This is a genomic window from Psychrobacter nivimaris, from assembly GCF_904846365.1.
GTDB classification, from domain to species: Bacteria; Pseudomonadota; Gammaproteobacteria; order Pseudomonadales; family Moraxellaceae; genus Psychrobacter; species Psychrobacter nivimaris_B.
Genome location: NZ_CAJHAL010000011.1, coordinates 25,945 through 46,640, shown reverse-complemented (window position 1 = coordinate 46,640; position 20,696 = coordinate 25,945). Strand labels below are relative to the sequence as shown.

Here is a 20,696-nt window from a genome sequence, read left to right as displayed (position 1 = left end):
GGACTATTGAAGCGCGGATTGTGGTGAGATGCGCTGTTGCTAATCGTCTCAGTGATTAATGCCATGCCTAATTCTAAGACCCATCGCAATATACAGCTTACGCTCTGTTAAAGGTACGTCAATTTGTCGACGACCATGCATGATGCGTTTGTTATCTAGTATCACCACATCACCATTTTGCCACGCAATGTCTTGAGTGTATTTTTCACAAAGCTGAGTCAGCTCATCTAGGAGCGCATCATCAACGTGCTGACCATTGGCTAGGGTGAACTCAGGTTTTTCATAGTTAAATGATGGCCCAAGTAAAGTATTGGCAAAGGCCAATTGCCCGCTTACGTTGTCTTCTCGGATGGCAGGTATCTGTAAGACGTACCGAACGCCGCCATTTGTCTGAGGCTCTACATGATGCGTTAACGTCTTGCTCGTCGTCGCCGTGATAAATGTCTCTAAATCATCCAAGCTTATTTGATCGGCGTTTGCTCTGCCGGTCGCAGTCGCCACATAATTTTGCCATATTGCCTGAGGCAAATAGCGACTGATACGCATCGGCTGACTAAAGGTGGCCTTTAGCTCAGGTGATAGCGCTTGATACACAGCATGTCCATCACATATCGTTGTCTGTGAGCCTTTTTTAGCGCTCAATTCACTAAAAAAAGCAATGACGTCAGGCGGTATCGGCGTATTACCATTTTCGATATGCAGCCCAATAGCATGCGTGCCTGCATCCACTTTTTGCGCTTCAGAAGTGACGTTTTGGCGGGCAGGGTCGTATGTCAAGGTCTGACAAAGTTGACTCATCAATTGGCTAAACGTCTCTACATCGTAGTGATAGCCTCGAAGTAACGTCCAACCATGGGTTTGCAACTCCATTAAAATATCAGCGGTTTTAGGCAAGGATACGCTAGCAGACGCGTGGGAGGTTGGTGCCTCAAAAGTGTCAAGTTCGATAACGTCGCTTTTTATCAAGTTGCTTTGTATCAGGTCGTTTTCTATCAAATCATTTGGCATCAGAGTGGTTTGCATAATATGGTCCTATTGTTGTACTGCTGGTAAAAGTGTCTGTTATAAGCCGAGTGCCGATTGATAAGCGGTAAAAATGTGCGCGCGTCGCAGTTTGCCGTTATCAGTTAATAATTCATTGTCCGTACTAAAAGGGTGCTCGGCGAGATGCCACTGTTGGATACGCGCATAGTCGGGCAAGGTTTGGTTAACGACATCTATCGCTTGCGCAATCGCAGATTGTGGATCATTGCTCGTTGCGACCATGTTGGGGTTGGCGACTATCACCGCAGACAAATGCGGCTCATTATCTCCGAGTACCGCGACCTGATAAATAATGGGCTGCGTTGAGAGCTGCGCTTCTACCCATTCAGGCGAGATATTACGGCCAAAACTACTGATGAGCACGTTTTTGCGTCGACCCGTGATGTATAAATAGCCGTCGTCATCTAAATGACCGATATCCCCTGTGGCAATGATGCCATTGTCATCCTTACTATTATCATGGTTTAAGTAGCCTTGCATCGCATTGCCCTTAACCATTACTTCGCCACTATCTGCGATGCTGACCGAGGCGTGAGGCATCGGTTTACCGACACTGCCTGTACGATTGGCTTTTGGCGTATTGAGACTGACCACCGAGCCGCATTCAGATAAACCATAGCCTTCATAGACAGGCAAGCTTAAGGCGCTGGCGTCCTTTAGTAATTGAGGAGAGACTTTGCCGCCACCGACTGCCATAAATTTTAACGACGGCACAGCAGCATTGGTGCTAGATTCGGTTGTTTCATTGGCGGCCATGTGCTCACAAATGGCTTTTAGCATTTGCGGTAATAAAATAACGCTGGCGATATCGTATGTTTGTACCGTTGTCATCAAGCGCTTGGCATCAAATGCTTGATTGGATAACAAACCAAATTGATCAATGTGCCCTGTAATCAAAGTACGGCCCATGTATAGGCTCACGTAGACGCCTGCCACATTTTCTAATAAAGTGGCAAAAGGCAACACGCTCAAATGACTAAAATTGCTTGTGGCATTGCTCACTTTTGGCGCGTGAGTAGCGTCATCTGTCAAGGTATCAGCGAGCGCACCCGATAACGACTCGACAATACGCATCAATGTCTCTTGACCCAAACACACGCCTTTTGGCATACCCGTACTGCCTGAAGTGTAAGTCACTTTGCAAAAGTCGCTAGTGGTAGAGAAATTTTGAGCGGTGAAGGTATGGTCAGTGATGGTGCCAGCAAGTTGATAAAAACGGCCTGTGATAGGAGTTGCCTGCTCAGACTTGATGGCTTTTGTCTCTGGTGTATCAGCAATTATCCAGTTATCCGTATTGTCTATGGTTGGCAGTTGTAAACCAGCGCCAACGTATACCATCTCTATCTGCGCATCTTGTAGTAAGTGCGCAATTTGCGCGGCACTAAAAAATAAGGGGATGGGTACAACGACCGCGCCGACGGTACTCAATGCCAAATCGAGTATGATCCAATCTATATCGTTATGCGCATATAAGGCGACACGCTTGCCTTGCCATGTTTCTAATGTTTGATGAAGCGCGGATAGCGTGCGTTGTAGCTGGCCATAGGTCAGACTGGTCGTGTTATGGTCAGCTATCGTTTGTATCGCCACCTGCTTGGGTGTTTGGCGGGCATGCTGACATATCGCGGTATAAATGGGGGTCATAGTATTCTCACTGTCTTGTGGTGGTGCAGTGTTATTGGTTGGCTAATGCATGCGTATTAAACGGCTATCTTATTTAGCGTCAAACGCGTGGTAGCATTCATCTCTAACGTTTCGGTATAGCGATAATGAGGCGCGCATACCCGCTTAGCATCGGCCACATTGATAGCGACGACCAAGGGATTGTGCTGATAGTAATGGCCCCATGAGGATACTTGCTCAGGGTCTTCTAGCGCTTCTGCCGTGGCCTTGGCAATGACATGACTGCGAATGCCCATATGTGCCAATATATGCCGTACCGCATCGGTGCCAGTACACACGACCCAGTCTGCTTTGGTTTGGTATTCATGAGTCGTAGAATTCAGGGTGGGGGTGGATAAATAAAACACCAAAAATGCTATCATAAGCCGCGCGCTACCCGCACAACCTGATGCCAAATTGCCAATCTCAAAAATGCGCTGGCGACTGACTGGCTCGCCTGCCACTCTGCTGATCTCATGTTGTATCGGCGTGTTCAGATACTGCTCTAAAAATATCTTATCTTCACAGATAGGCTTTAGACCGATAGCAACGCTCGTGCCTTTAAATGTAGGCAAAGTATTATCATCAGTGGATAACCAATCGCCATAGGATGACATATCGGCAAAACCTGAAAACAAAATGGGCATAAAGTAGCTTAATCGGGCGTGATGGATGTACTCGTATATGCGTTTGATAAATGCCTGGGCATCTTGGTTTTGGGCATATGAAGTAGGCGATGTCGCTATTGGCATTTGCGTACTGGCACGAATATAGAGGGAGGAGGGTATGCCTTGCACTTCCAATATTGACATTGGCTTAACCGCTTCAATATAAAAGGTCGTATTTAGAACATTCTGTAAGGTATGAGTGCTATCAATAGATAATGACATCAGCTGTCTCCAAATGGTTAAAAGCTTTTAGCACGATTAACATCATGAAAGCATCATAAAGGAGCAACCTTAACTGAACCTTAAGATAGTATCGTCTTTAACAGGCGATATAGTTAGTTAGCAGTCGATATAGTTAGAAACGAGTATTTAGCGCAGTATTTAACCTCTAACATTAATACGCAGTAATCACGGACATGATTCGCCCTAAAGCCGTAAACCGACTCAACTGCTGACTTATCATCCTCAAAAACTGCATGTATCAGTCCTTAGACTATAGAAAATAGTCCAGTATAAATTCAAAAAAATGATATTTACAATAGGTGTCAATGGTTTTTAGCCAACAATAAGTTGCCATTATAATAACTTTGACTGTGATTATATTTTGAGTTTTTTGGTGTTTATTTATCAGTCAAACAAGAATTTAGGTGCTGCAAACGCCGTCAACATCGAGAGTGAAATCGGTGTGATCTCATCGCGCCTAATAATATTTACCTACTCCCTAATAAAAACCATATCAGTGTGTTTGAGCCTACTGGTTCTTATTGATATGCTATTTAGTTTTATTCAATTATGGAAAATAATTATGACTTCACCGCGCCATCGATTGTATTCTTTTCGCCGCTGTCCCTATGCCATGCGTGCCCGTCTCGGTCTTTTATTTGCCGAGCAGTCTGTAGCGCTGCGGGAGGTTACGCTGAAGAATAAACCAGAGCAAATGCTAGCGATTAGCCCAAAAGGGACAGTACCCGTTTTACAGTTGGCGGATGGGACCGTCATTGAAGAAAGTGACGAGATTATGATGTGGGCACTTGCGCAGAATGACCCACACGGCTTACTTGATAAAAATACATTACCGCAAGCAAGTGCCTTGATTGCACAAAATGATAATGAGTTTAAATATTGGCTAGATCGATACAAATATGCAGATCGGTATCCTGAGATGACCCAGAGCGAGTATCGACAGCGCGGCGAGGTGTTTTTGCAGGTATTGGAGACGCTATTGACAAAAAATGTCTATCTATTAGGAGACAGTGTGACCACAGCGGATATTGGTATCATGCCGTTTGTTCGTCAATTTGCGCATGTTGATCGTGAGGTGTTTTATGGTTTGCCATACCCTAAATCGCAGCAGTGGTTACAAGATTGGCTTGCGCATCCGTTATTTTTGCAAGTCATGACTAAGTTTGAACCATGGCAAGAAGGCGATGAGGTGGTGATTTTTCCTTGTTAATATCTGGTATTTGAAGTTATTTATATGATCACATGAGTGGTGAGTGGTAGGTAAAGTATAGATTTGAAAGAACGTAGGAGAATACACATTGTATACTTGTAGTGGTCAAATATTTTTAGACAGCACTTAAGAGGTTTTTGTTGAAATAAAGTCTCTTTTTCTCGCTCGGTGTTAAATACTCATTAAAGCTGTGTGGTCTTACACTTTGATAATAGCCCCAAATATAATCATTTACTGCCTGCCGAGCCTCATCAATATTGTCATAGCCGTTTTTTGGCATCCACTCTGTCTTAAAGCTTCTAAAGAATCTCTCTGTAGGTGCATTGTCCCAACAGTTGCCTCGTCGGCTCATACTATGCGACATACCATTGCACTTGGCTACGCATTTAGCATACTCTTCACTGGTATAATGACTGCCTTGATCAGAGTGAAACAGCACTCCACTTGGTTTAAGTCTCGTCTAATACGCCATCTGTAGTGCTGAGGCAGTCAAAAAGCTATCAGGAGAGTCTGAGATGCTAAAGCCCACCACGCACCGTGCAAACAAGTCTATCACCACTGCTAGATAGCACCAGCCCCCTTTGATGCGAACATAAGTCACATCGCCCGTCCAGATTTGATTAGGAGCGGCTGGTCTAAAGCTACGGTCTAAGAGATTGTCATAGGCTTTATGTTCTTCATCAGCATGTTTGTATTTGTGACTCTTGATCTGGCAGCTGACTAAGCCCATTTGGCTCATAAGCTTAGACGCTAAATAACGCGTCAGCGTTATTTCGTGCTTATTGGCTAAAATGGCAACCACAGTGCGAGCGCCAGCCGACTGCTTTGAGTCATTGAATATCTGACGTATTAAGGTTTTTAACCTAATGCGTTCTATATCAATCGGCTTAGTCTGTATGCCATAGTAGTAGCTACTTCTAACTACATCAAATAAGTTGCATAGCTTACTTATGCTCAGTCGTTTATCTTGCTCTACTAGTGTTTTAATTAACGATAGACGTTCAGGTTGTCCGATGCCAGCAGAGCTGAAGCCTTTTTTAATATGTCTTTCTCCATTTTAAATTGTCTAACTTCTCTCTCAAGCTCCTGAATGCGACGCTGTTCATCGGTTAGGGATAGACCTTCAGTTAGGGCAATGCCTTGTTTCTCTTTTTTATATTTGCGTACCCAGTTGTCTAAGCTAGAGATGCCTATGCCTAACGACTGGGCTACCTCAGCAACTTTGCGATTACGCTCAATCACTAAACTGACGGCTTCTAATTTGAATTCTCGGGTATATGCGCGGCGTTTGGTCGTCATACTAATTGTCCTCTTTAGGGTAGTATAACCTTGTATCTTGAATAACCGCTTAATACTATCGATGAAAGTTGATAAAATAAAGCAGTTATTCATGAGCATTGAGAGTATGAGTATAACCTTAGTGCCTAGACACTGTGTAAGAGATTATGCCCAATGCTCATCCTATCATCTTAATATTCTGAATGGTATCCAAGTGCCTCGACATCTTATCAGATGCCATGAGTGACACTGCATAAACAAGGGAAGACAATAAGATGACACATTATATAGGCATAGACGTTAGTAAAAATAAGCTAGATATTGCATGTCTCAAAGACACTGACAAACTAAAATTCAAAACTAAAGTCTTTAAAAATGATCACAGTGACTATGCTGCTCTTATCAACTGGCTAATTGCTAACATTACTGATGACTTAAACAACATCCACATAACCCTTGAAGCCACAGGCGTCTATCACGAGAACATCGCCTACTACCTATTTGATAAAAAGCTTAACGTCAGCATCATCAATCCTGCTTACGTCAAAAGCTATGCTGCTAGTTTAGGAAGTCGCAACAAGACGGATAAGAAAGATAGTATGTTATTAGCCCGCTACACCTATAGTGCTAAGCCTAAATTGTGGACACCGCCGCCAGCAGAGGCGCGTCACCTCAAGTCTTTACTGTCGCGCTTAGACGCGCTACAAGAAGACTTACAACGTGAGCTGAATCGATTGGAAAAAACGGAGGCCACAGACACCGCTCCTATCGTTAAAGCGTCTATTGAGCAGATGATAGTCTCTTTGCAAGCCGCCATTGTTAAGCTCAATGGTGATATTGATGACCATATCGATGGTCATCCCAATTTAAAGCAAGACCAATATCTGCTACAAACTATTAAAGGCGTCGGCCCTGTTGTCTCAAAGCAGATGATGTCGCTGATGCATAATAAGCAGTTTAGTCAAGCGTCGCAAATGGCAGCCTTTTTAGGCCTAGTTCCCAAGCATAGTGAATCAGGGCTATTTAAGGGCAAGTCTCGCTTAGCAAAGAATGGCTCAAGTGCCGTAAGAGCTAAATTGTATATGCCGGCGCTAGTCGCCATTAAGCATAATCCCGACATTAAGGCGCAGTATGAGCGACTGCTTGCTAACGGTAAGTGCAAAATGCAGGCTGTCTGTGCGGCGATGCGTAAGCTTGTGCATATTTGTTTCGGCGTGGTTAAACATCAGCAACCTTACCAAGCAAGAGTTGAGCTAATTAGCACTTGATTTAGCTTTTTTAAGATGGTATCTCTTGTGCACTGTCCAAATTTATTATGCCACTACAATGACACCTGCTGAGTACAGGCAGGTGGCTTAATTATTCTACGATGATGTTGTGTTAAGAATGGGGTATTTACAATGAGGTAATTCCGCTTATGGAACATTTAGCAGGCCTAACAAGACCATAAGTTGACCTCCCTGCGCTACACTTCAGCCGGTAAATTATGGCAGCGTTGATATCACTACCACTTGCCAAGTTGAATACACTGATGACTATCTAACTTTTAAGCCATAATTACTTTAGTTTGAATTAAAGTGAGTTAATGCATAGACTGAAGCAAGTAATGTTGTCTTCAGTCTATGTTCGTAGTTTGATTACACTTATTCTATAGGAGACGGCTTACCGTGCGGGCTTGAGCGCAGGTACTGTTTGGGCGCTTTGACGGTTGCGCCAAGCTCGGCCGCCGCGTGCCACGGCCAGTGCGGGTCATAGAGGATGCCGCGTGCCAATGCAACCGCGTCCGCTTGCTGCTCGGTGATGATGCTTTCTGCCTGCTCGGCCTCGGTGATTAGGCCCACGGCAATGACGGGTATATTGACCGCTTCTTTTATGGCTGCGGCAAAAGGCACTTGATAGCTCGCTTCCACAGGGATTTGCTGCTGTGGGCTAAGTCCTGCGGTGCTCACATGGATATAATCACAGCCTAATGCTTCTAAGGCTTTAGCCAGCTCGATCGTTTGGGTAAGGTCCCAGCCGCCTTCGACCCAATCGGTTGCAGAAACCCGCACGCCCACTGGCTTGTCACTTGAAAACTCAGCCCGAACCGCTGTAAACACCTCAAGTAACAAGCGCATTCTGTTCTCAAGACTGCCACCATATTGATCATCACGTTTGTTAGAAAGCGGCGACAAAAACTGATGTAATAGATAACCGTGCGCCCCATGCAGCTCAATTAAGTCAAGCCCTAGCGCATCGGCACGTCTTGCCGCATTCACAAAATCACTGATGAGTGTATCAATGTCATTTTGATCCATTGCTGTGGGTACAGTAGAGTTTTCGTCATACGCCAGCGCTGATGGTGCCACCGTTTGCCAGCCATTCACCTCATCAGGGGCAATCGAGCCGCCGCCGTCCCATGGTTTTTTGGTTGACGCTTTACGCCCAGCATGGGCCAACTGGACGCCTATCGGCATCGGGCTGTACTGTCTGATTGCTGTTAGCGTTTTATCCAGTGCCGCTTGCGTCCTATCATCCCATAATCCCAAATCTGCATAGCTGATACGCCCTTGCGGATTGACCGCTGTCGCTTCTAAAATAAGTAGCCCTGCACCGCTCAAACTCATTTGGCCCAAGTGAATCGTATGCCAATCGCTTGCCGCGCCATTGTTGGCAGAGTATTGGCACATAGGAGCAATGATGATGCGGTTATCTAGGGTGAGTTGCCCAAGTGTCAAAGGCGAAAAAAGCTGGCTCATGGTAAATCCTTAAAAAAACGCGCCTCGCTTAAAGGCATGGAAAATAACAGGAAAAATCGATATAAATGGTTTATATAGTTAAGTCTAAATAAAAACGATACAGGATAATAAATTCATTTGATTAAACGCTATTTTTCTTGCTTGCTGTGACTACGTCTCCAGAGGCTGCGAAAAATAGCGTTTAATCTTATTGTATCGATTTTATAGTGAACCGACTATATAATTAGCGCTTGAATACATGATGGGGATGAATGGTTGTTTTTATAGGTTACATTTAAGTGACGCTAGCTAATATATAAATTACTCTCAATCATGTTTTTCATATGCAGCAGGCGAGGGGCAATATCTTCTTCTAATTTGGTGCGACTCAGGATAAAACTTGGGGCGCCGCAGTTAAACGTGAGCAAACCTTCCGTCGGGTGCATCAGCGCAATGGCGACTGCATTGACATCTTTTTGCCATTCACTGATAGAAAAACAATAGCCGTAATCTTCATAATCTTGAAAGGCTTTGTCCAGCCCTCGTCTGATCTTTAGCCAATCATCCTTGTACTTATTGCGAATCGCATTTAGGATAAATTCTTGCTCAGCAGGCGGCATGCTGGCGAGGCAAGCTCGTCCCATTGAGCTTAAATGAATGGGGAGGTATGAGCCGATATTGCGCTGCATGGTCGTGCTACCAGCGCCCTGTACCACATTGAGATAGACCATCATCAACCGATCGCGAGTCGCCATGGCCACAGCACTATTGGCATAATCTGCCAGCTCTTCCATATAAGGGGTGGCGAGATTGTTGATGGAGATGTTGGTCATCATGGTATAGCCAAACCCAAGCACGCCGGTTGAGAGCTGATACTTACTGCTCGTAGTAGACTGTTTGAGATAGCCTAATTTGACCAGGGTATAGGTGAGGCGAGTGATGGTACCCTTAGGAATCCCTGTCAGTTGACTCAGCTCTTGATTGCCCAGATAAGGTCGCTTCGGGGTAAAACAGCGCAGTAGCTCAAGACCACGAGCCAACGCGGTGACAAACTGTCTGTCGTTTTTGCCCTGCATCTCTGCAATGGGTTCTAACAACTCCATATGCATCTCATTATTAGGGTCGTCATTGGCAAGGGTGTCATTCGTCATAGGCGGTCTATTATCCCCAATTCAGTCCATACAAGCATAGTAAAATTATCACTACCTAGCGTCACTGTGAGCCAGTATTGCTCTATAGAACAAGTGTTTAGCAAATACTCATTATAGGCTTTATCACTGACTCACAGTCACATGCCAAGGGCAGTTTATCTTGTTCATTATACTATATTACCGTACATTTATATTCTCAGCATAGCATGATGTGGGTAGATTGTTTCGCTATGCGGTATGAACGGTCGTAATATAGGGAGTCAACGCCATTATAAAAGATTTTATGAGGCCTCTTGTGGATCATACTGCTTTTCTTTGATAAACAAGGTTGGGATCAGACCACATAAGAAGTAAGCACCTGCCATCAGCAGCAGACCTGCACCGATGGAGTTATGCATGGCCATATAGCCAATAGCGACAGGGGCAATCACAGAGCCAAGTCGCCCGATATTAAAGGCACCGCCAATGGCTGTCCCTCGAATAGCTGTCGGGAAGCTCTCGGTCAGATAGGTAGCATTGATGGCATAAGGAATACCGTATAAAAAACCAAAGGTAATCATTAACCAGCCAATGTTTTCTGGAGTATGCATATAGACTAAGAAAGGAATGAATAGCGCGGTGCCCATGGTGCCAAAAGCAAAGACTATTTTTCGACCGATTTTATCCGCCATAAAACCTGCTATTACTTTAGCAAACATCATCGTTAGGTAAGTGCCCGCCATATATAGCGCCATTTCTTTAAACTTGATACCGAGCTCTGTCTCTAGATAAGACGGCAGCCAGTTACTCACACCAAAATAACCAAACAGTAAAAGCCCTGAACTCATCGACCACAATATAAACATGATGCGATGTTTGGGGTTTTCGAATATGGCTTTGTAGGGATTTTCCGCTTTTTGTAGTGTGTTTTTCTCGCCACTTAACTTGCGCGCACGAGCCTCTTTCCAAGATTGTGGTTCCGGTACTAAAAAATACATTGAGACTGAAAGGAGAATGGGTAAAAATGTTAAAAGGTATAGGGTACGCCAGCCATAGCTAGGGATGATCCATGCTGAAATGCTGGTAATGACCAAAGACCCGAGCGTAAACCCTGTCATGAGCGCGGCAAGTACCGTGGTTCGATGCTTCGTCGGCACCATCTCAGACATCAACGTGTTGGTGGCGATATATAAGCTGCCAAGCCCTAAGCAAGCAATAAATCGTAGTGCCACAAACTGCTCATAGCTCTGCACAAGCCCACTAAAACCAGATAGGATAGAAAACATCCCCGTCGCCAGAACGATCACGCGTACCCGTCCGAAGCGGTCACAGGCCCAGCCGCCAAAAACTCCGCCAATAGCCATGCCAAACAATGACCAGCTGCCCAGCGCGCCAGCTTGTACATTGGTCAATCCAAATTCTTGCTTGAGACTAGAGAGGGTAAAAGCAAGAATACCGATGTCAGCGCCATCACATAGCAATACCAAAAAACAAAAAACAAAGGCCAGCTTCCAAGGCTGTTTTTGGACCGCGCTTGCGCTTGGGTCTGACGTTATAGCGACACTTTTCACAATTTATATCCTTAACGTTGTGAGAATGAAAAACTAATTTGATGCGTAGTGGTAGAAATAGAGGGGAACGGTATCAGCATCCTAGCAAATACCGCCGTGCATTCTGGTGGGTAAAAAAGTGGTAGGGATTACTCGCTGGCTTCTTTAATCATATTGCGGGCAATGATGACTTGCTGAATTTGCGTGGTACCTTCATACAAACGATATAGACGTACATCACGATAAAAACGTTCAATACCGTAATCTGCGATATAACCAGCACCGCCATGGATCTGTACCGCTCTATCAGCAACACGGCCACACATCTCAGTGGCAAACATTTTGGCGCATGAGGATTCAGTAACGACGTCTTTGCCTTCGTCACGCAGACGTGCAGCGTCTAGTACCATGGATTTGGCAGCATAAATTTCTGCTTTTGAGTCAGCGAGCATGCCCTGGATAAGCTGAAAGCTAGCAATCGGTTGACCAAACTGCTTACGCTCGACAGCATAGTTGAGTGCATCATTCAGCATGCGACTGGCGGCTCCAGTACTGGCTGCCGCAATATGCAAGCGCCCTTTATCAAGAACTTTCATAGCCGTTTTAAAGCCAACCCCCTCAACACCGCCGATGAGTGCATCCGCTGGTACGACGCAATTATCAAAGATCACATCACAGGTATGCGCGCCTTTTTGGCCCATTTTTTTGTCAATTTTACCCAAAGTAATACCTGGTGTGTCACTCTCCACAATAAATGCTGAAATACCGCCAGAGCGTTTGTTTTGTGGGTCAGTACGTGCCATGACAGTGAATACGCCAGCCTGCGGGGCATTGGTGATATAACGTTTGGTGCCATTGATGATATAAGTATCACCATCCTTAATAGCGGTCGTTTTCAATGAGGCGGCATCTGATCCCGACTCCGGCTCGGTCAAACAGAACGAACCGATGATTTCACCACTGGCCAACCGAGGTAGATACTTCTGCTTTTGCGCTTCAGTGCCATCAATCACTAGGCCAGATGAGCCAATACCATTATTTGTCCCTATTAATGAGCGAAACGCAGGGGAGGTGCGTCCTAACTCAAATGCCAGCGTGACTTCTTCTTCCATAGTGACACCAAGTCCGCCGTACTCTTCGGGTATGGTCAGTCCAAAAAGCCCTAATTCTCGCATTTGCTCAATGATCTCTTCTGGAAGGCGGTCATTTTCGGCAACCCAATGTTCCATAGGGATAAGTTGATCGTTAACGAAGTTACGAATGGTTTGAGTGATGTGGTCGAGGGTCTCTTTATCTCTAATCATATGAATCTTCCTTGTTTGATTGATGCCTAATATCAATATCGGCTCTGTGACTGTAATAAATAATGTGACGTCCTTGGATAAACAGCATAATCGATGAATTATTAAATTACAATAGTTTTGGTTTAAAAAACCGCATTGCGGTATTTATATGATTGAATATAGCTATTTATTTTAAATTTATTATAATTTATCAAATTTTTATGCTTCACAAACCAAAATAAACAGTATATATTGATATTAAATACCGCACAGCGATATTTAATATTCAAAATAAATGCTTTGTTAGGGTGTTTATACTTTATGCAAGAATGATGTTTAAGGAGTCGATCATGGAAGAGCCGCTCATTATTTGTGAGAAAAAAGGAGAAGGCGTGAGTGTCGTTAGACTTAATCGCCCCAAAGTGCGCAATGCACTAAACAGCGAGCTACGTCAACAAATGGCAGATCTGTTCATTCAACTAAATGATGACCCACAAACCAAAGCGATCGTCCTTACTGGTGGTGACAAGGTGTTTGCCGCTGGTGCGGATATCAATGATTTCTTGACTACAAGTACAGTGGATATGTACCTGCGTCATAGTGAGCGCTATTGGGATGCCATTACTAACTGCCAAAAACCTATTATTGCTGCCGTCAATGGTTACGCACTAGGCGGTGGCTGCGAGTTGGCCATGCATGCTGACATCATCATCGCAGGTAAGTCTGCCAAATTTGGTCAACCCGAAATCAAGATAGGACTCATGCCAGGTGCTGGCGGGACGCAGCGTTTGTTTCGCGCGGTTGGCAAACATAAGGCCATGAAGATGGTACTAACGGGCGATATGATTAGCGCTGATGAGGCGGACACAATGGGGCTGGTATCTGAAGTCGTTGAAAACGAGGCTACCATCACACGTGCCATCGAGATTGCTGAGCAGCTATCACATTACTCTCCCATTGCCTTAGCGCAAATCAAAGAAGTGGCAAATTTGGGTGTTGATATGCCTTTAGAAGGTGCGTTGGCTTTAGAGCGTAAGGCTTTCCAGATTTTGTTCAATACTCACGACCAAAAAGAAGGTGCTAAAGCCTTCTTGGAAAAGCGTCCTGCAGAATATAAAGGACATTAATCCTTAGCCGCGTTAATTCCTAAGCACGTGAATTTATAGGCACGTGAATTTAAAGCCACATTGTGATCGCTTTTGAAGCAAGTTATCACCTTTGAACCGAAATTTCATAGCAAACTATGTAGAGAGTTATTATGACTGTGAACACAATTGCCATTATCGGCACTGGTATTATGGGCATGGGTATTGCTCAAATTGCTGCTCAAGCTGGTATCCAAGTACTTTTATATGACGCCAAATCAGGCGCTGCTGAACAAGGACGACAATCCTTGCAAAGTACCCTAGAAAAACTAACTGCTAAAGGTAAGTTTACCGATCAGCAGCTACAGGATACTTTAAGTAATTTGACGGTGCTACAAGAGCTTAGCCAAATTGCGACTGCTGAGATAGTGGTTGAAGCCATTATCGAAAATCTAAACATCAAAAAACAGCTTTTTGCCCAGTTAGAAGGTGTGGTCACCGCCGATACTATTTTGGCGACCAATACCTCTTCCTTATCAGTGACGGCAATTGCTGCTGATTGTGATTATCCAGAGCGCGTGGCAGGATTTCACTTCTTTAATCCTGTGCCTTTAATGAAAATTGTAGAGGTCATTCCAGGTCTGTCTACTCAGCAATCAGTGATTGACGTTCTCTCCGATTTGGCCAAACGTATGGGTCATCTAGGTGTGGTAGCAAAAGACACACCGGGTTTTATCGTCAATCATGGCGGTAGAGCGTACGGTACAGAAGCGCTGAAAATATTGGGTGAAGGGGTAACCACGTTTGAGAATATTGACCGAATTTTGCGTGAAGGCGCAGGATTTCGCATGGGGCCGTTTGAGCTGTTAGACCTCACTGGTATCGATGTGTCGCACCCTGTGATGGAGTCTATTTACAATCAGTTCTATCACGAAGCGCGCTATCGTCCGCATCCACTGACCCGTCAAATGCTAGTAGGTAAAAAGCTTGGTCGTAAGGTTGGTGAAGGGTTTTATCACTATGAAAACGGTCAGAAGTTGTCAGCAGCTACTGCTCAAGATCGGTCGTCCGAAGCACTCATATCTGATGCCGTTATTACCTCAGTTTGGGTTGGCGCTGATCTGGCAGAAGACAAAACTCAACTGGTCGATTACCTAAAGTCTCAGGGTGTCGCGATCGATGACAACGACAAGCCAAACCCTGATAGTTTGGTGCTGCTCGCACCCTATGGCGAAGATACGACCAATGCTGCCATTCGTTATCAAGTTAATCCTAAGCAAGCCGTTGCCATTGATATGCTCACTGGACTAGCAAAGCATCGTACTTTGATGCCAAGTCTCGTCACGCAGGAAACATTTATCGCACAAGCTTATGCATTATTCAGTAAGGGCTTGGATGACAGTGAAGCAAACACGCAATCCGCTGTCGGTGCCACGCTAATTACAGAAAGCATCGGCTTTGTGGCACAACGTGTGGTCGCTATGGTGATTAACCTTGGTTGTGACATTGCTATGCAAGGGATTGCTTCACCTGAGGACATCGATAATGCTGTCAAGCTTGGGTTAGGTTATCCATATGGTCCTATCTCTTGGGGCGACCATCTTGGGGCCTCGCGTGTGCTGCTTATTTTAGGGCGCATCTACGGGCTGACAGGTGACCCACGTTATCGTCCAAGCCCTTGGCTGCAACGCCGCGCCAAGCTTGATATGTCATTGTTTACTCAGCAGACCAAATACTAATATTGACGACACAGCAATATTGCCAAACCATAAAACTATTATTCAGAGTTAAAAATACGACAAGGAAACGTTATGTTAGATGCCTATATTTATGATGGATTAAGAAGTCCTTTCGGCCGGTATGTTGGCGCATTAGCAACCGTACGTGCTGATGATTTGGTTGCTACCGTGATGAAAGCGTTGGTCGAAAAGCACCAACTATCTGCTGATATCTTTGATGAAGTGTTGCTAGGCAGTGCCAACCAAGCAGGTGAAGACTCTCGTAACATCGCGCGTAACGCGGCTTTGTTAGCAGGGTTGGATGTCAATACCCCAGGTCAGACAGTAAACCGTTTATGTGCGTCAGGTCTGTCCACTGTTGTCGATGCTGCTCGCAGTATTACGTGCAATGAAGGGGATATTATTTTAGCAGGTGGGGTCGAGTCGATGACGCGTGCACCGTTTGTATTTGCCAAGACAGAGCAACCTTTTAGCCGTGACTTCAAAGTATTTGATACGACCATTGGTAGCCGTTTCCCCAACCCAAAAATTATTGAGCAGTTCGGCAGTGATACCATGCCGCAGACGGGCGATAATGTCGCGCAGAAGTATGGTATTACGCGCGAGGAAGCCGATAAGTTTGCAGCCGCATCACAAGCCAAGTACCAAGCTGCTAAGCAAGCAGGGTTTTTTAACGATGAAATAACACCTATCACCGTACCCCAAGGTAAGAAATTGCCTGCAAAAGTAGTCATAGAGGATGAGCATCCGCGTGCCAGCTCTAATATTCAAGCACTACAAAAGCTCAAACCGTTAAACAAAGATGGAATCGTCACCGCAGGTAATGCGTCTGGTATCAATGATGGTGCTGCCGCGCTCATCATTGGCTCAAAGCAAGCAGAGGAAAAGCTAGGCTTTAAACCGATTGCCAAGATCTTATCATCAGGTGCAATGGCTGTTGAACCCAATATCATGGGTGTGGGTCCTGTTGAAGCAATTAAGCTAGCACTAAAGCGTGCGGATCTGACCCTCGAGGACATGTCTGTCATTGAGATTAATGAAGCTTTTGCTTCTCAAGTGCTTGGCTGTCTAAAAGGGTTGGACATTGAATTTGATGATAAGCGTGTCAATCCCAATGGTGGCGCCATCGCTGTCGGCCATCCGCTTGGCGCATCAGGTGCAAGAATCGCCTTGAGTACCGCTCGAGAGCTACAGCGTACGGGTGGCAAATATGCCGTGGTCAGCTTATGTATTGGTATTGGGCAAGGGCTTGCCATGGTGATAGAACGCGTCTAAGACTCAAAAGCACGCTCGCCCCATTACTGATTATAGTTGATTCAGTTTAGAAGAGAGACAAGGCAACCGAGCGCAGATGTAACTGTGATACTTCAAGAGAGGTTAACGCTGTCACTCTTTTATAGAGGATTGACTATATCAAGGACAATTTATTATCAAGGAAGATACCATGACAACCATACTTAACGAACACGATAACTACCATCAAGCCGAAAACGCGTATGGGTTTCCGTTAATTATCAAACAGTTACTAAACCGCGCCAAAATCGTCTCTACCAACCAAACCATCAGCTATGCCGACAAAGTCACTTATACCTATGCTGAGTTTTTTAAACGTATTAATCGCTTGGCCAATGTATTAAAAAATATGGGCTTGCAGGCAGGTGATGTGGTCGCGGTCATGGATTGGGACAGTCATCGTTACCTTGAAGCATACTTTGCAGTACCAATGTCAGGCATGATTTTGCAAACCGTTAATGTCCGTCTGTCTGAAGAAAAAGTGCTATATACCGTCAACCATGCTGCGCCAAAAGCCTTATTGTTGAATGCTGAATTTGCGCCGATGATTAAAGACTATCGTGACGATGCGCCTTCTATCGAGCATGTAATGTGGGCCGATGATGCAGAGGATGACAAAGTAGGTGGTGAGAAAGCTGAGCTGCCTGACTATGTCGATGGCGAATATGAGGCGCTCTTAGCAGCTGCTAGTGACGAGTTTGACTTCCTAGACTTTGATGAAAACACTATTGCTACAACATTCTATACCAGTGGCACGACAGGTGATCCGAAAGGAGTTTTCTTTACTCATCGTCAGATCGTACTACAGACGATGGCAAGCACACTGGCATCAGCGCTCAATGCCGAAGGTCAAGGCGCGCGCTACAACGATGTATATATGCCGATGACGCCTTTGTTTCATGTACATGCGTGGTGCTGGCCGTATGGCGCAACCATGATAGGGCTCAAGCAAGTATATCCCGGGAGATATCTGGCACCAAAACTGGTCGATTTGATTGAGCAGCACAAAGTCACGCTGTCACATGGTGTCCCAGCAGTATTGCAAATGCTCCTCAAAGAAATGGCAGAGCGTGGCCGAAAATTCGAAGATCTTAAACTGTTACTAGGTGGCTCAAAGCTTAACGAAGGCTTGGCCAAAGCGGCAATCGAATGTGGCATAGAATTTATGTCAGGCTTTGGTATGTCAGAATCATGCCCTGTACTGTCTCGAGCAGTATTCGATGACAAAACAGAGTCGATGACGCTAGAGGATAATCTGAATTATCGCTGTCTATCAGGCTCGCCAATTATGTTAGTTTCGATGGAAATTTGGGATGAAAACGGTAAACCACAACCCATGGATGGCAAATCTACAGGCGAGCTTGTGATACGCGCGCCGTGGTTGACCCAAAGCTATTTTAAAAATCCTGACGCAGGTAATGAGTTATGGAAAGGCGGCTGGATGCATACTCAAGACATCGCCTGCATGACCGCTGATGGTACGCTAAGCATCACAGACAGGCTAAAGGACGTCATTAAGTCAGGCGGCGAATGGGTGTCCTCGCTTGAGGTCGAAACCATTTTGTCCTTTCATCCTAGCGTCGCTGATATCGCGGTGATTGGTGTACCAGATGAGCGATGGGGCGAGCGCCCCTTGGCATTGATAGTGTTAAAACCAGACTATGTCGACATAAAAATGGAAGATATTTTGGCATTGGGTCATCAAGCAGTAGAGAGAGGTCATCTGCCAAAATACGGTGTGCCAAGTGAAGTGAGGTTTTTGCCAGACATGCCAAAAACCAGCGTCGGTAAACTCGATAAAAAACGCATGCGGTCGATGTACTCAGAAAACCTCATCTAATTAAACAATTCAGTCACCATCAAATCGACTTTGACAAAAGTGAAAACTTGCATAAACCCTAGCTTTTGACCAAATGCTAGGGATGGGGGAGGTGTGTGAGTCACGAGTACCCTGAGTCACACTCATCATCTCTATAACAAAACCTATCTAATAAAAAGAGAGAAACTATGGAAGCTGCGCCTACGTTCCCAGAAATACAAGAGGTTGTCACAAGTGATGATAATCACCCATTGCATGACTTTACCGTTATCTACCCTCAACAAGTGGAATGGGGTGATATGGACTCCTTTGGTCATGTCAATAATGTGTTTTATTACGAATATGCTCAAAACGCTCGTATCTACTACAACAGGCGGCTTGGTCTATTTAACGAACAGACGTCTTCGGTGATGGCAGCCTCGTCATGTCGATACCTCAAATCGGTTGCTTATCCTGATGAATTATGGATTGGTATCAAGGTCAAAAAAATCGGTAATTCAAGTCTGATTCATGAATATACCTATTACAGTACGGTGCAGAAAGCAGTCGTTGCAATCGGTGAGTCGGTGTTGGTATATCTCGATAAATTGAGTGGGCAAAAAAAGCCTATCAATGAGTCGCAAAAAGACGCGATTGCTGCTTTGGAAAGTATTAATCAAGAAGCCTAAAACCTAATATATTGGTCAAATTATGATTGGGTTTTTAATTAGAAAGTACTTATTAATTAGAAGTTAATTTTCATCTAAAAGGATTATTTATTTTTATGGATTAAAGAAAGCGTAGTAGCAATTGGGATTGATAAGGATATCAACATAAAACAGGGAATAGATGAATGATGCTTTATATAAAAAGGCTATCTGTAGGTTTTGCTACGGTTGTAACATGCGTATCTGCACAAGCAATCGATCTTGTGACAACAGATGACACGACTTTGAGTATCGGTGGTTACATCAAAGCAGAAGGTGCTTTTAACTCTCCTGATGAAGGCGAGTCGGAATTTAAGGGTAATTTACGCCAGTCTCGTATCAATGTTAAGACGACCAAGTCGGTAGATGATAAAAAACTCACAGGGTTTATCGAAGGTGATTTTTATGGTGACTACGCCAAGGGCGGCTCAAATCTGCGCTTGCGTCATGCCTATGTTCAGGTTGATAATTTGACAGTGGGTAAGACTTGGAACGGTCAGTTTTTGGCAGTGGCGCCTCTTTCTACGGAGCAGCTTGACTTCTGGGGTACTGGTTTGGGCACGGCCTCTGGTGGTGGTTCTTATATTCGTCCAGATTTGACGTTGCACTATACTTATAAGGGGCTACGTTTTACGGCGCAAGACCCTGTTTATGATAATGCGAGCCTGCCTGATATGGTGGTAAGCTACAAAGATAAGATATCTAACTTTGACTATAACGTGGCTGTCACGGCTCGTGATGCTGAGAACGGAGATGGTTCAGATGTGGGTATCGGTGTTTCTTTAGCGGGCAAGCTGACATTGGGTAAAGATTCACTCCATGCCAGTATATACAATGGTAAAGGCATGGGTGCTTATTCTGCCATCTGTGTTGGAGGACCGCTAGTTATGAATGGCGGCGTAGACTGTGATGCCGAGGATGGGAAGCTTATCTCGCAAACTGGCTATAGCCTAGGATATAAGCATCAATTTACCCAAAAGCTGCGTGGCAACTTGCGCTATGGTGAGGTAAATGTAGACGATGCGGCAGATACTTCTGCTAATGTAAAAAGCGCAAACCTTATCTATGAGTATCTACCAGATCTAGATTTGGGTATTGAGTGGAGAAATCAGGACGTAACGACATTTCCATGGATGCCAGCAGGTCAGCAAATTGAAATAATGGCAAAATATGATTTTTGAGTTGAAGTGTTTAGAGAAGTAAGCGATACGATGGCGCATCTCCATAGTTATAGTGGGGATGTATTATCTTGATTAATGATTTTTTATCAATACTTATCATGCTATTCA

General features: G+C 44.7%; 18 protein-coding genes. 8 read left to right on the top strand and 10 right to left on the bottom strand.

What is annotated here, in order from left to right; translation table 11 throughout:
* Positions 1–48 precede the first annotated feature (48 nt).
* The 3 genes from JMX63_RS06440 to JMX63_RS06430 are packed head-to-tail and all read right to left on the bottom strand — an operon-like array spanning position 49 to position 3,596.
* A complete protein-coding gene (locus JMX63_RS06440) occupies positions 49–1,023 on the bottom strand; it encodes a TauD/TfdA family dioxygenase (RefSeq protein ID WP_227673261.1) in 975 nt (324 codons plus the stop codon).
* 39 nt (positions 1,024–1,062) lie between these two features.
* Positions 1,063–2,688, bottom strand: coding sequence for an AMP-binding protein (locus JMX63_RS06435; protein ID WP_201571653.1), 1,626 nt, complete (start codon positions 2,686–2,688; stop codon positions 1,063–1,065).
* A 56-nt stretch (positions 2,689–2,744) separates the two neighbouring features.
* A complete protein-coding gene (locus JMX63_RS06430) occupies positions 2,745–3,596 on the bottom strand; it encodes a thermostable hemolysin (RefSeq protein WP_201571652.1) in 852 nt (283 codons plus the stop codon).
* A gap of 583 nt (positions 3,597–4,179) precedes the next feature.
* Here JMX63_RS06430 and JMX63_RS06425 point away from each other — a divergent pair.
* Positions 4,180–4,827, top strand: a complete 648-nt coding sequence (locus JMX63_RS06425; protein WP_201571650.1) for a glutathione S-transferase — start codon at positions 4,180–4,182, stop codon at positions 4,825–4,827.
* Positions 4,828–4,942: 115 nt separating this feature from the next.
* Here the strand turns inward: JMX63_RS06425 and JMX63_RS06420 are convergent, their stop codons facing one another.
* The 3 genes from JMX63_RS06420 to JMX63_RS06410 all read right to left on the bottom strand — a co-directional run bounded on the left by JMX63_RS06420 (position 4,943) and on the right by JMX63_RS06410 (position 6,126).
* Positions 4,943–5,266 (bottom strand): integrase core domain-containing protein, encoded by a 324-nt coding sequence (locus JMX63_RS06420; RefSeq protein WP_201571649.1) that lies wholly within the window; start codon positions 5,264–5,266, stop codon positions 4,943–4,945.
* A gap of 21 nt (positions 5,267–5,287) precedes the next feature.
* A complete protein-coding gene (locus tag JMX63_RS06415; RefSeq protein WP_406947830.1) occupies positions 5,288–5,695 on the bottom strand; it encodes a DDE-type integrase/transposase/recombinase in 408 nt (135 codons plus the stop codon).
* Between the two features lie 119 nt (positions 5,696–5,814).
* Entirely contained in the window at positions 5,815–6,126 is a 312-nt protein-coding gene (locus JMX63_RS06410; RefSeq protein ID WP_201571647.1) for a transposase, read from the bottom strand.
* Between the two features lie 254 nt (positions 6,127–6,380).
* Here JMX63_RS06410 and JMX63_RS06405 point away from each other — a divergent pair, with 254 nt between their 5' ends.
* The gene (locus JMX63_RS06405) at positions 6,381–7,373 is read left to right on the top strand and encodes an IS110 family RNA-guided transposase (RefSeq protein ID WP_201571646.1); all 993 of its coding nucleotides are present in this window, start codon (positions 6,381–6,383) and stop codon (positions 7,371–7,373) included.
* Between the two features lie 375 nt (positions 7,374–7,748).
* Here the strand turns inward: JMX63_RS06405 and JMX63_RS06400 are convergent, their stop codons facing one another.
* The 4 genes from JMX63_RS06400 to JMX63_RS06385 form a co-directional block, all read right to left on the bottom strand.
* Positions 7,749–8,843, bottom strand: coding sequence for an NADH:flavin oxidoreductase/NADH oxidase (locus tag JMX63_RS06400; RefSeq protein WP_201571645.1), 1,095 nt, complete (start codon positions 8,841–8,843; stop codon positions 7,749–7,751).
* 284 nt (positions 8,844–9,127) lie between these two features.
* On the bottom strand, positions 9,128–9,973 hold the full coding sequence (locus JMX63_RS06395) for an IclR family transcriptional regulator (protein WP_071001513.1): 846 nt from the start codon (positions 9,971–9,973) through the stop codon (positions 9,128–9,130).
* Positions 9,974–10,254: 281 nt separating this feature from the next.
* Positions 10,255–11,523: an MFS transporter gene (locus JMX63_RS06390; RefSeq protein WP_201571644.1), complete on the bottom strand. Its 1,269-nt coding sequence runs from the start codon at positions 11,521–11,523 to the stop codon at positions 10,255–10,257.
* Between the two features lie 128 nt (positions 11,524–11,651).
* The gene (locus tag JMX63_RS06385) at positions 11,652–12,806 is read right to left on the bottom strand and encodes an acyl-CoA dehydrogenase family protein (RefSeq protein ID WP_201571642.1); all 1,155 of its coding nucleotides are present in this window, start codon (positions 12,804–12,806) and stop codon (positions 11,652–11,654) included.
* Between the two features lie 329 nt (positions 12,807–13,135).
* On the opposite strand from JMX63_RS06385, the gene JMX63_RS06380 reads away from it, so the two are divergent.
* The 6 genes from JMX63_RS06380 (at position 13,136) to JMX63_RS06355 (ending at position 20,588) form a co-directional block, all read left to right on the top strand.
* Positions 13,136–13,912 carry an enoyl-CoA hydratase gene (locus JMX63_RS06380; protein ID WP_201571640.1) on the top strand — a complete coding sequence of 259 codons (777 nt, stop codon included), beginning with the start codon at positions 13,136–13,138 and terminating at the stop codon, positions 13,910–13,912.
* A 131-nt stretch (positions 13,913–14,043) separates the two neighbouring features.
* Positions 14,044–15,609 carry a 3-hydroxyacyl-CoA dehydrogenase gene (locus JMX63_RS06375; RefSeq protein ID WP_201571638.1) on the top strand — a complete coding sequence of 522 codons (1,566 nt, stop codon included), beginning with the start codon at positions 14,044–14,046 and terminating at the stop codon, positions 15,607–15,609.
* A gap of 72 nt (positions 15,610–15,681) precedes the next feature.
* Positions 15,682–16,884, top strand: coding sequence for a 3-oxoadipyl-CoA thiolase (locus JMX63_RS06370; protein ID WP_201571636.1), 1,203 nt, complete (start codon positions 15,682–15,684; stop codon positions 16,882–16,884).
* A 169-nt stretch (positions 16,885–17,053) separates the two neighbouring features.
* Positions 17,054–18,742, top strand: coding sequence for a fatty acid--CoA ligase (locus tag JMX63_RS06365; RefSeq protein ID WP_201571634.1), 1,689 nt, complete (start codon positions 17,054–17,056; stop codon positions 18,740–18,742).
* Positions 18,743–18,909: 167 nt separating this feature from the next.
* Positions 18,910–19,389 (top strand): acyl-CoA thioesterase, encoded by a 480-nt coding sequence (locus JMX63_RS06360; RefSeq protein ID WP_201571632.1) that lies wholly within the window; start codon positions 18,910–18,912, stop codon positions 19,387–19,389.
* 242 nt (positions 19,390–19,631) lie between these two features.
* A complete protein-coding gene (locus JMX63_RS06355; RefSeq protein WP_227673260.1) occupies positions 19,632–20,588 on the top strand; it encodes a hypothetical protein in 957 nt (318 codons plus the stop codon).
* Positions 20,589–20,696 lie beyond the last annotated feature (108 nt).

Coding starts and splice junctions, on each gene's coding strand:
- JMX63_RS06380 (WP_201571640.1), top strand. CDS start 13,136: ATGGAAGAGCCGCTCATTATTTGTGAGAAAAAAGGAGAAGGCGTGAGT.
- JMX63_RS06395 (WP_071001513.1), bottom strand. CDS start 9,973: ATGACGAATGACACCCTTGCCAATGACGACCCTAATAATGAGATGCAT.
- JMX63_RS06370 (WP_201571636.1), top strand. CDS start 15,682: ATGTTAGATGCCTATATTTATGATGGATTAAGAAGTCCTTTCGGCCGG.
- JMX63_RS06440 (WP_227673261.1), bottom strand. CDS start 1,023: ATGCAAACCACTCTGATGCCAAATGATTTGATAGAAAACGACCTGATA.
- JMX63_RS06360 (WP_201571632.1), top strand. CDS start 18,910: ATGGAAGCTGCGCCTACGTTCCCAGAAATACAAGAGGTTGTCACAAGT.
- JMX63_RS06400 (WP_201571645.1), bottom strand. CDS start 8,843: ATGAGCCAGCTTTTTTCGCCTTTGACACTTGGGCAACTCACCCTAGAT.
- JMX63_RS06385 (WP_201571642.1), bottom strand. CDS start 12,806: ATGATTAGAGATAAAGAGACCCTCGACCACATCACTCAAACCATTCGT.
- JMX63_RS06435 (WP_201571653.1), bottom strand. CDS start 2,688: ATGACCCCCATTTATACCGCGATATGTCAGCATGCCCGCCAAACACCC.
- JMX63_RS06430 (WP_201571652.1), bottom strand. CDS start 3,596: ATGTCATTATCTATTGATAGCACTCATACCTTACAGAATGTTCTAAAT.
- JMX63_RS06425 (WP_201571650.1), top strand. CDS start 4,180: ATGACTTCACCGCGCCATCGATTGTATTCTTTTCGCCGCTGTCCCTAT.
- JMX63_RS06365 (WP_201571634.1), top strand. CDS start 17,054: ATGACAACCATACTTAACGAACACGATAACTACCATCAAGCCGAAAAC.
- JMX63_RS06410 (WP_201571647.1), bottom strand. CDS start 6,126: ATGACGACCAAACGCCGCGCATATACCCGAGAATTCAAATTAGAAGCC.
- JMX63_RS06375 (WP_201571638.1), top strand. CDS start 14,044: ATGACTGTGAACACAATTGCCATTATCGGCACTGGTATTATGGGCATG.
- JMX63_RS06405 (WP_201571646.1), top strand. CDS start 6,381: ATGACACATTATATAGGCATAGACGTTAGTAAAAATAAGCTAGATATT.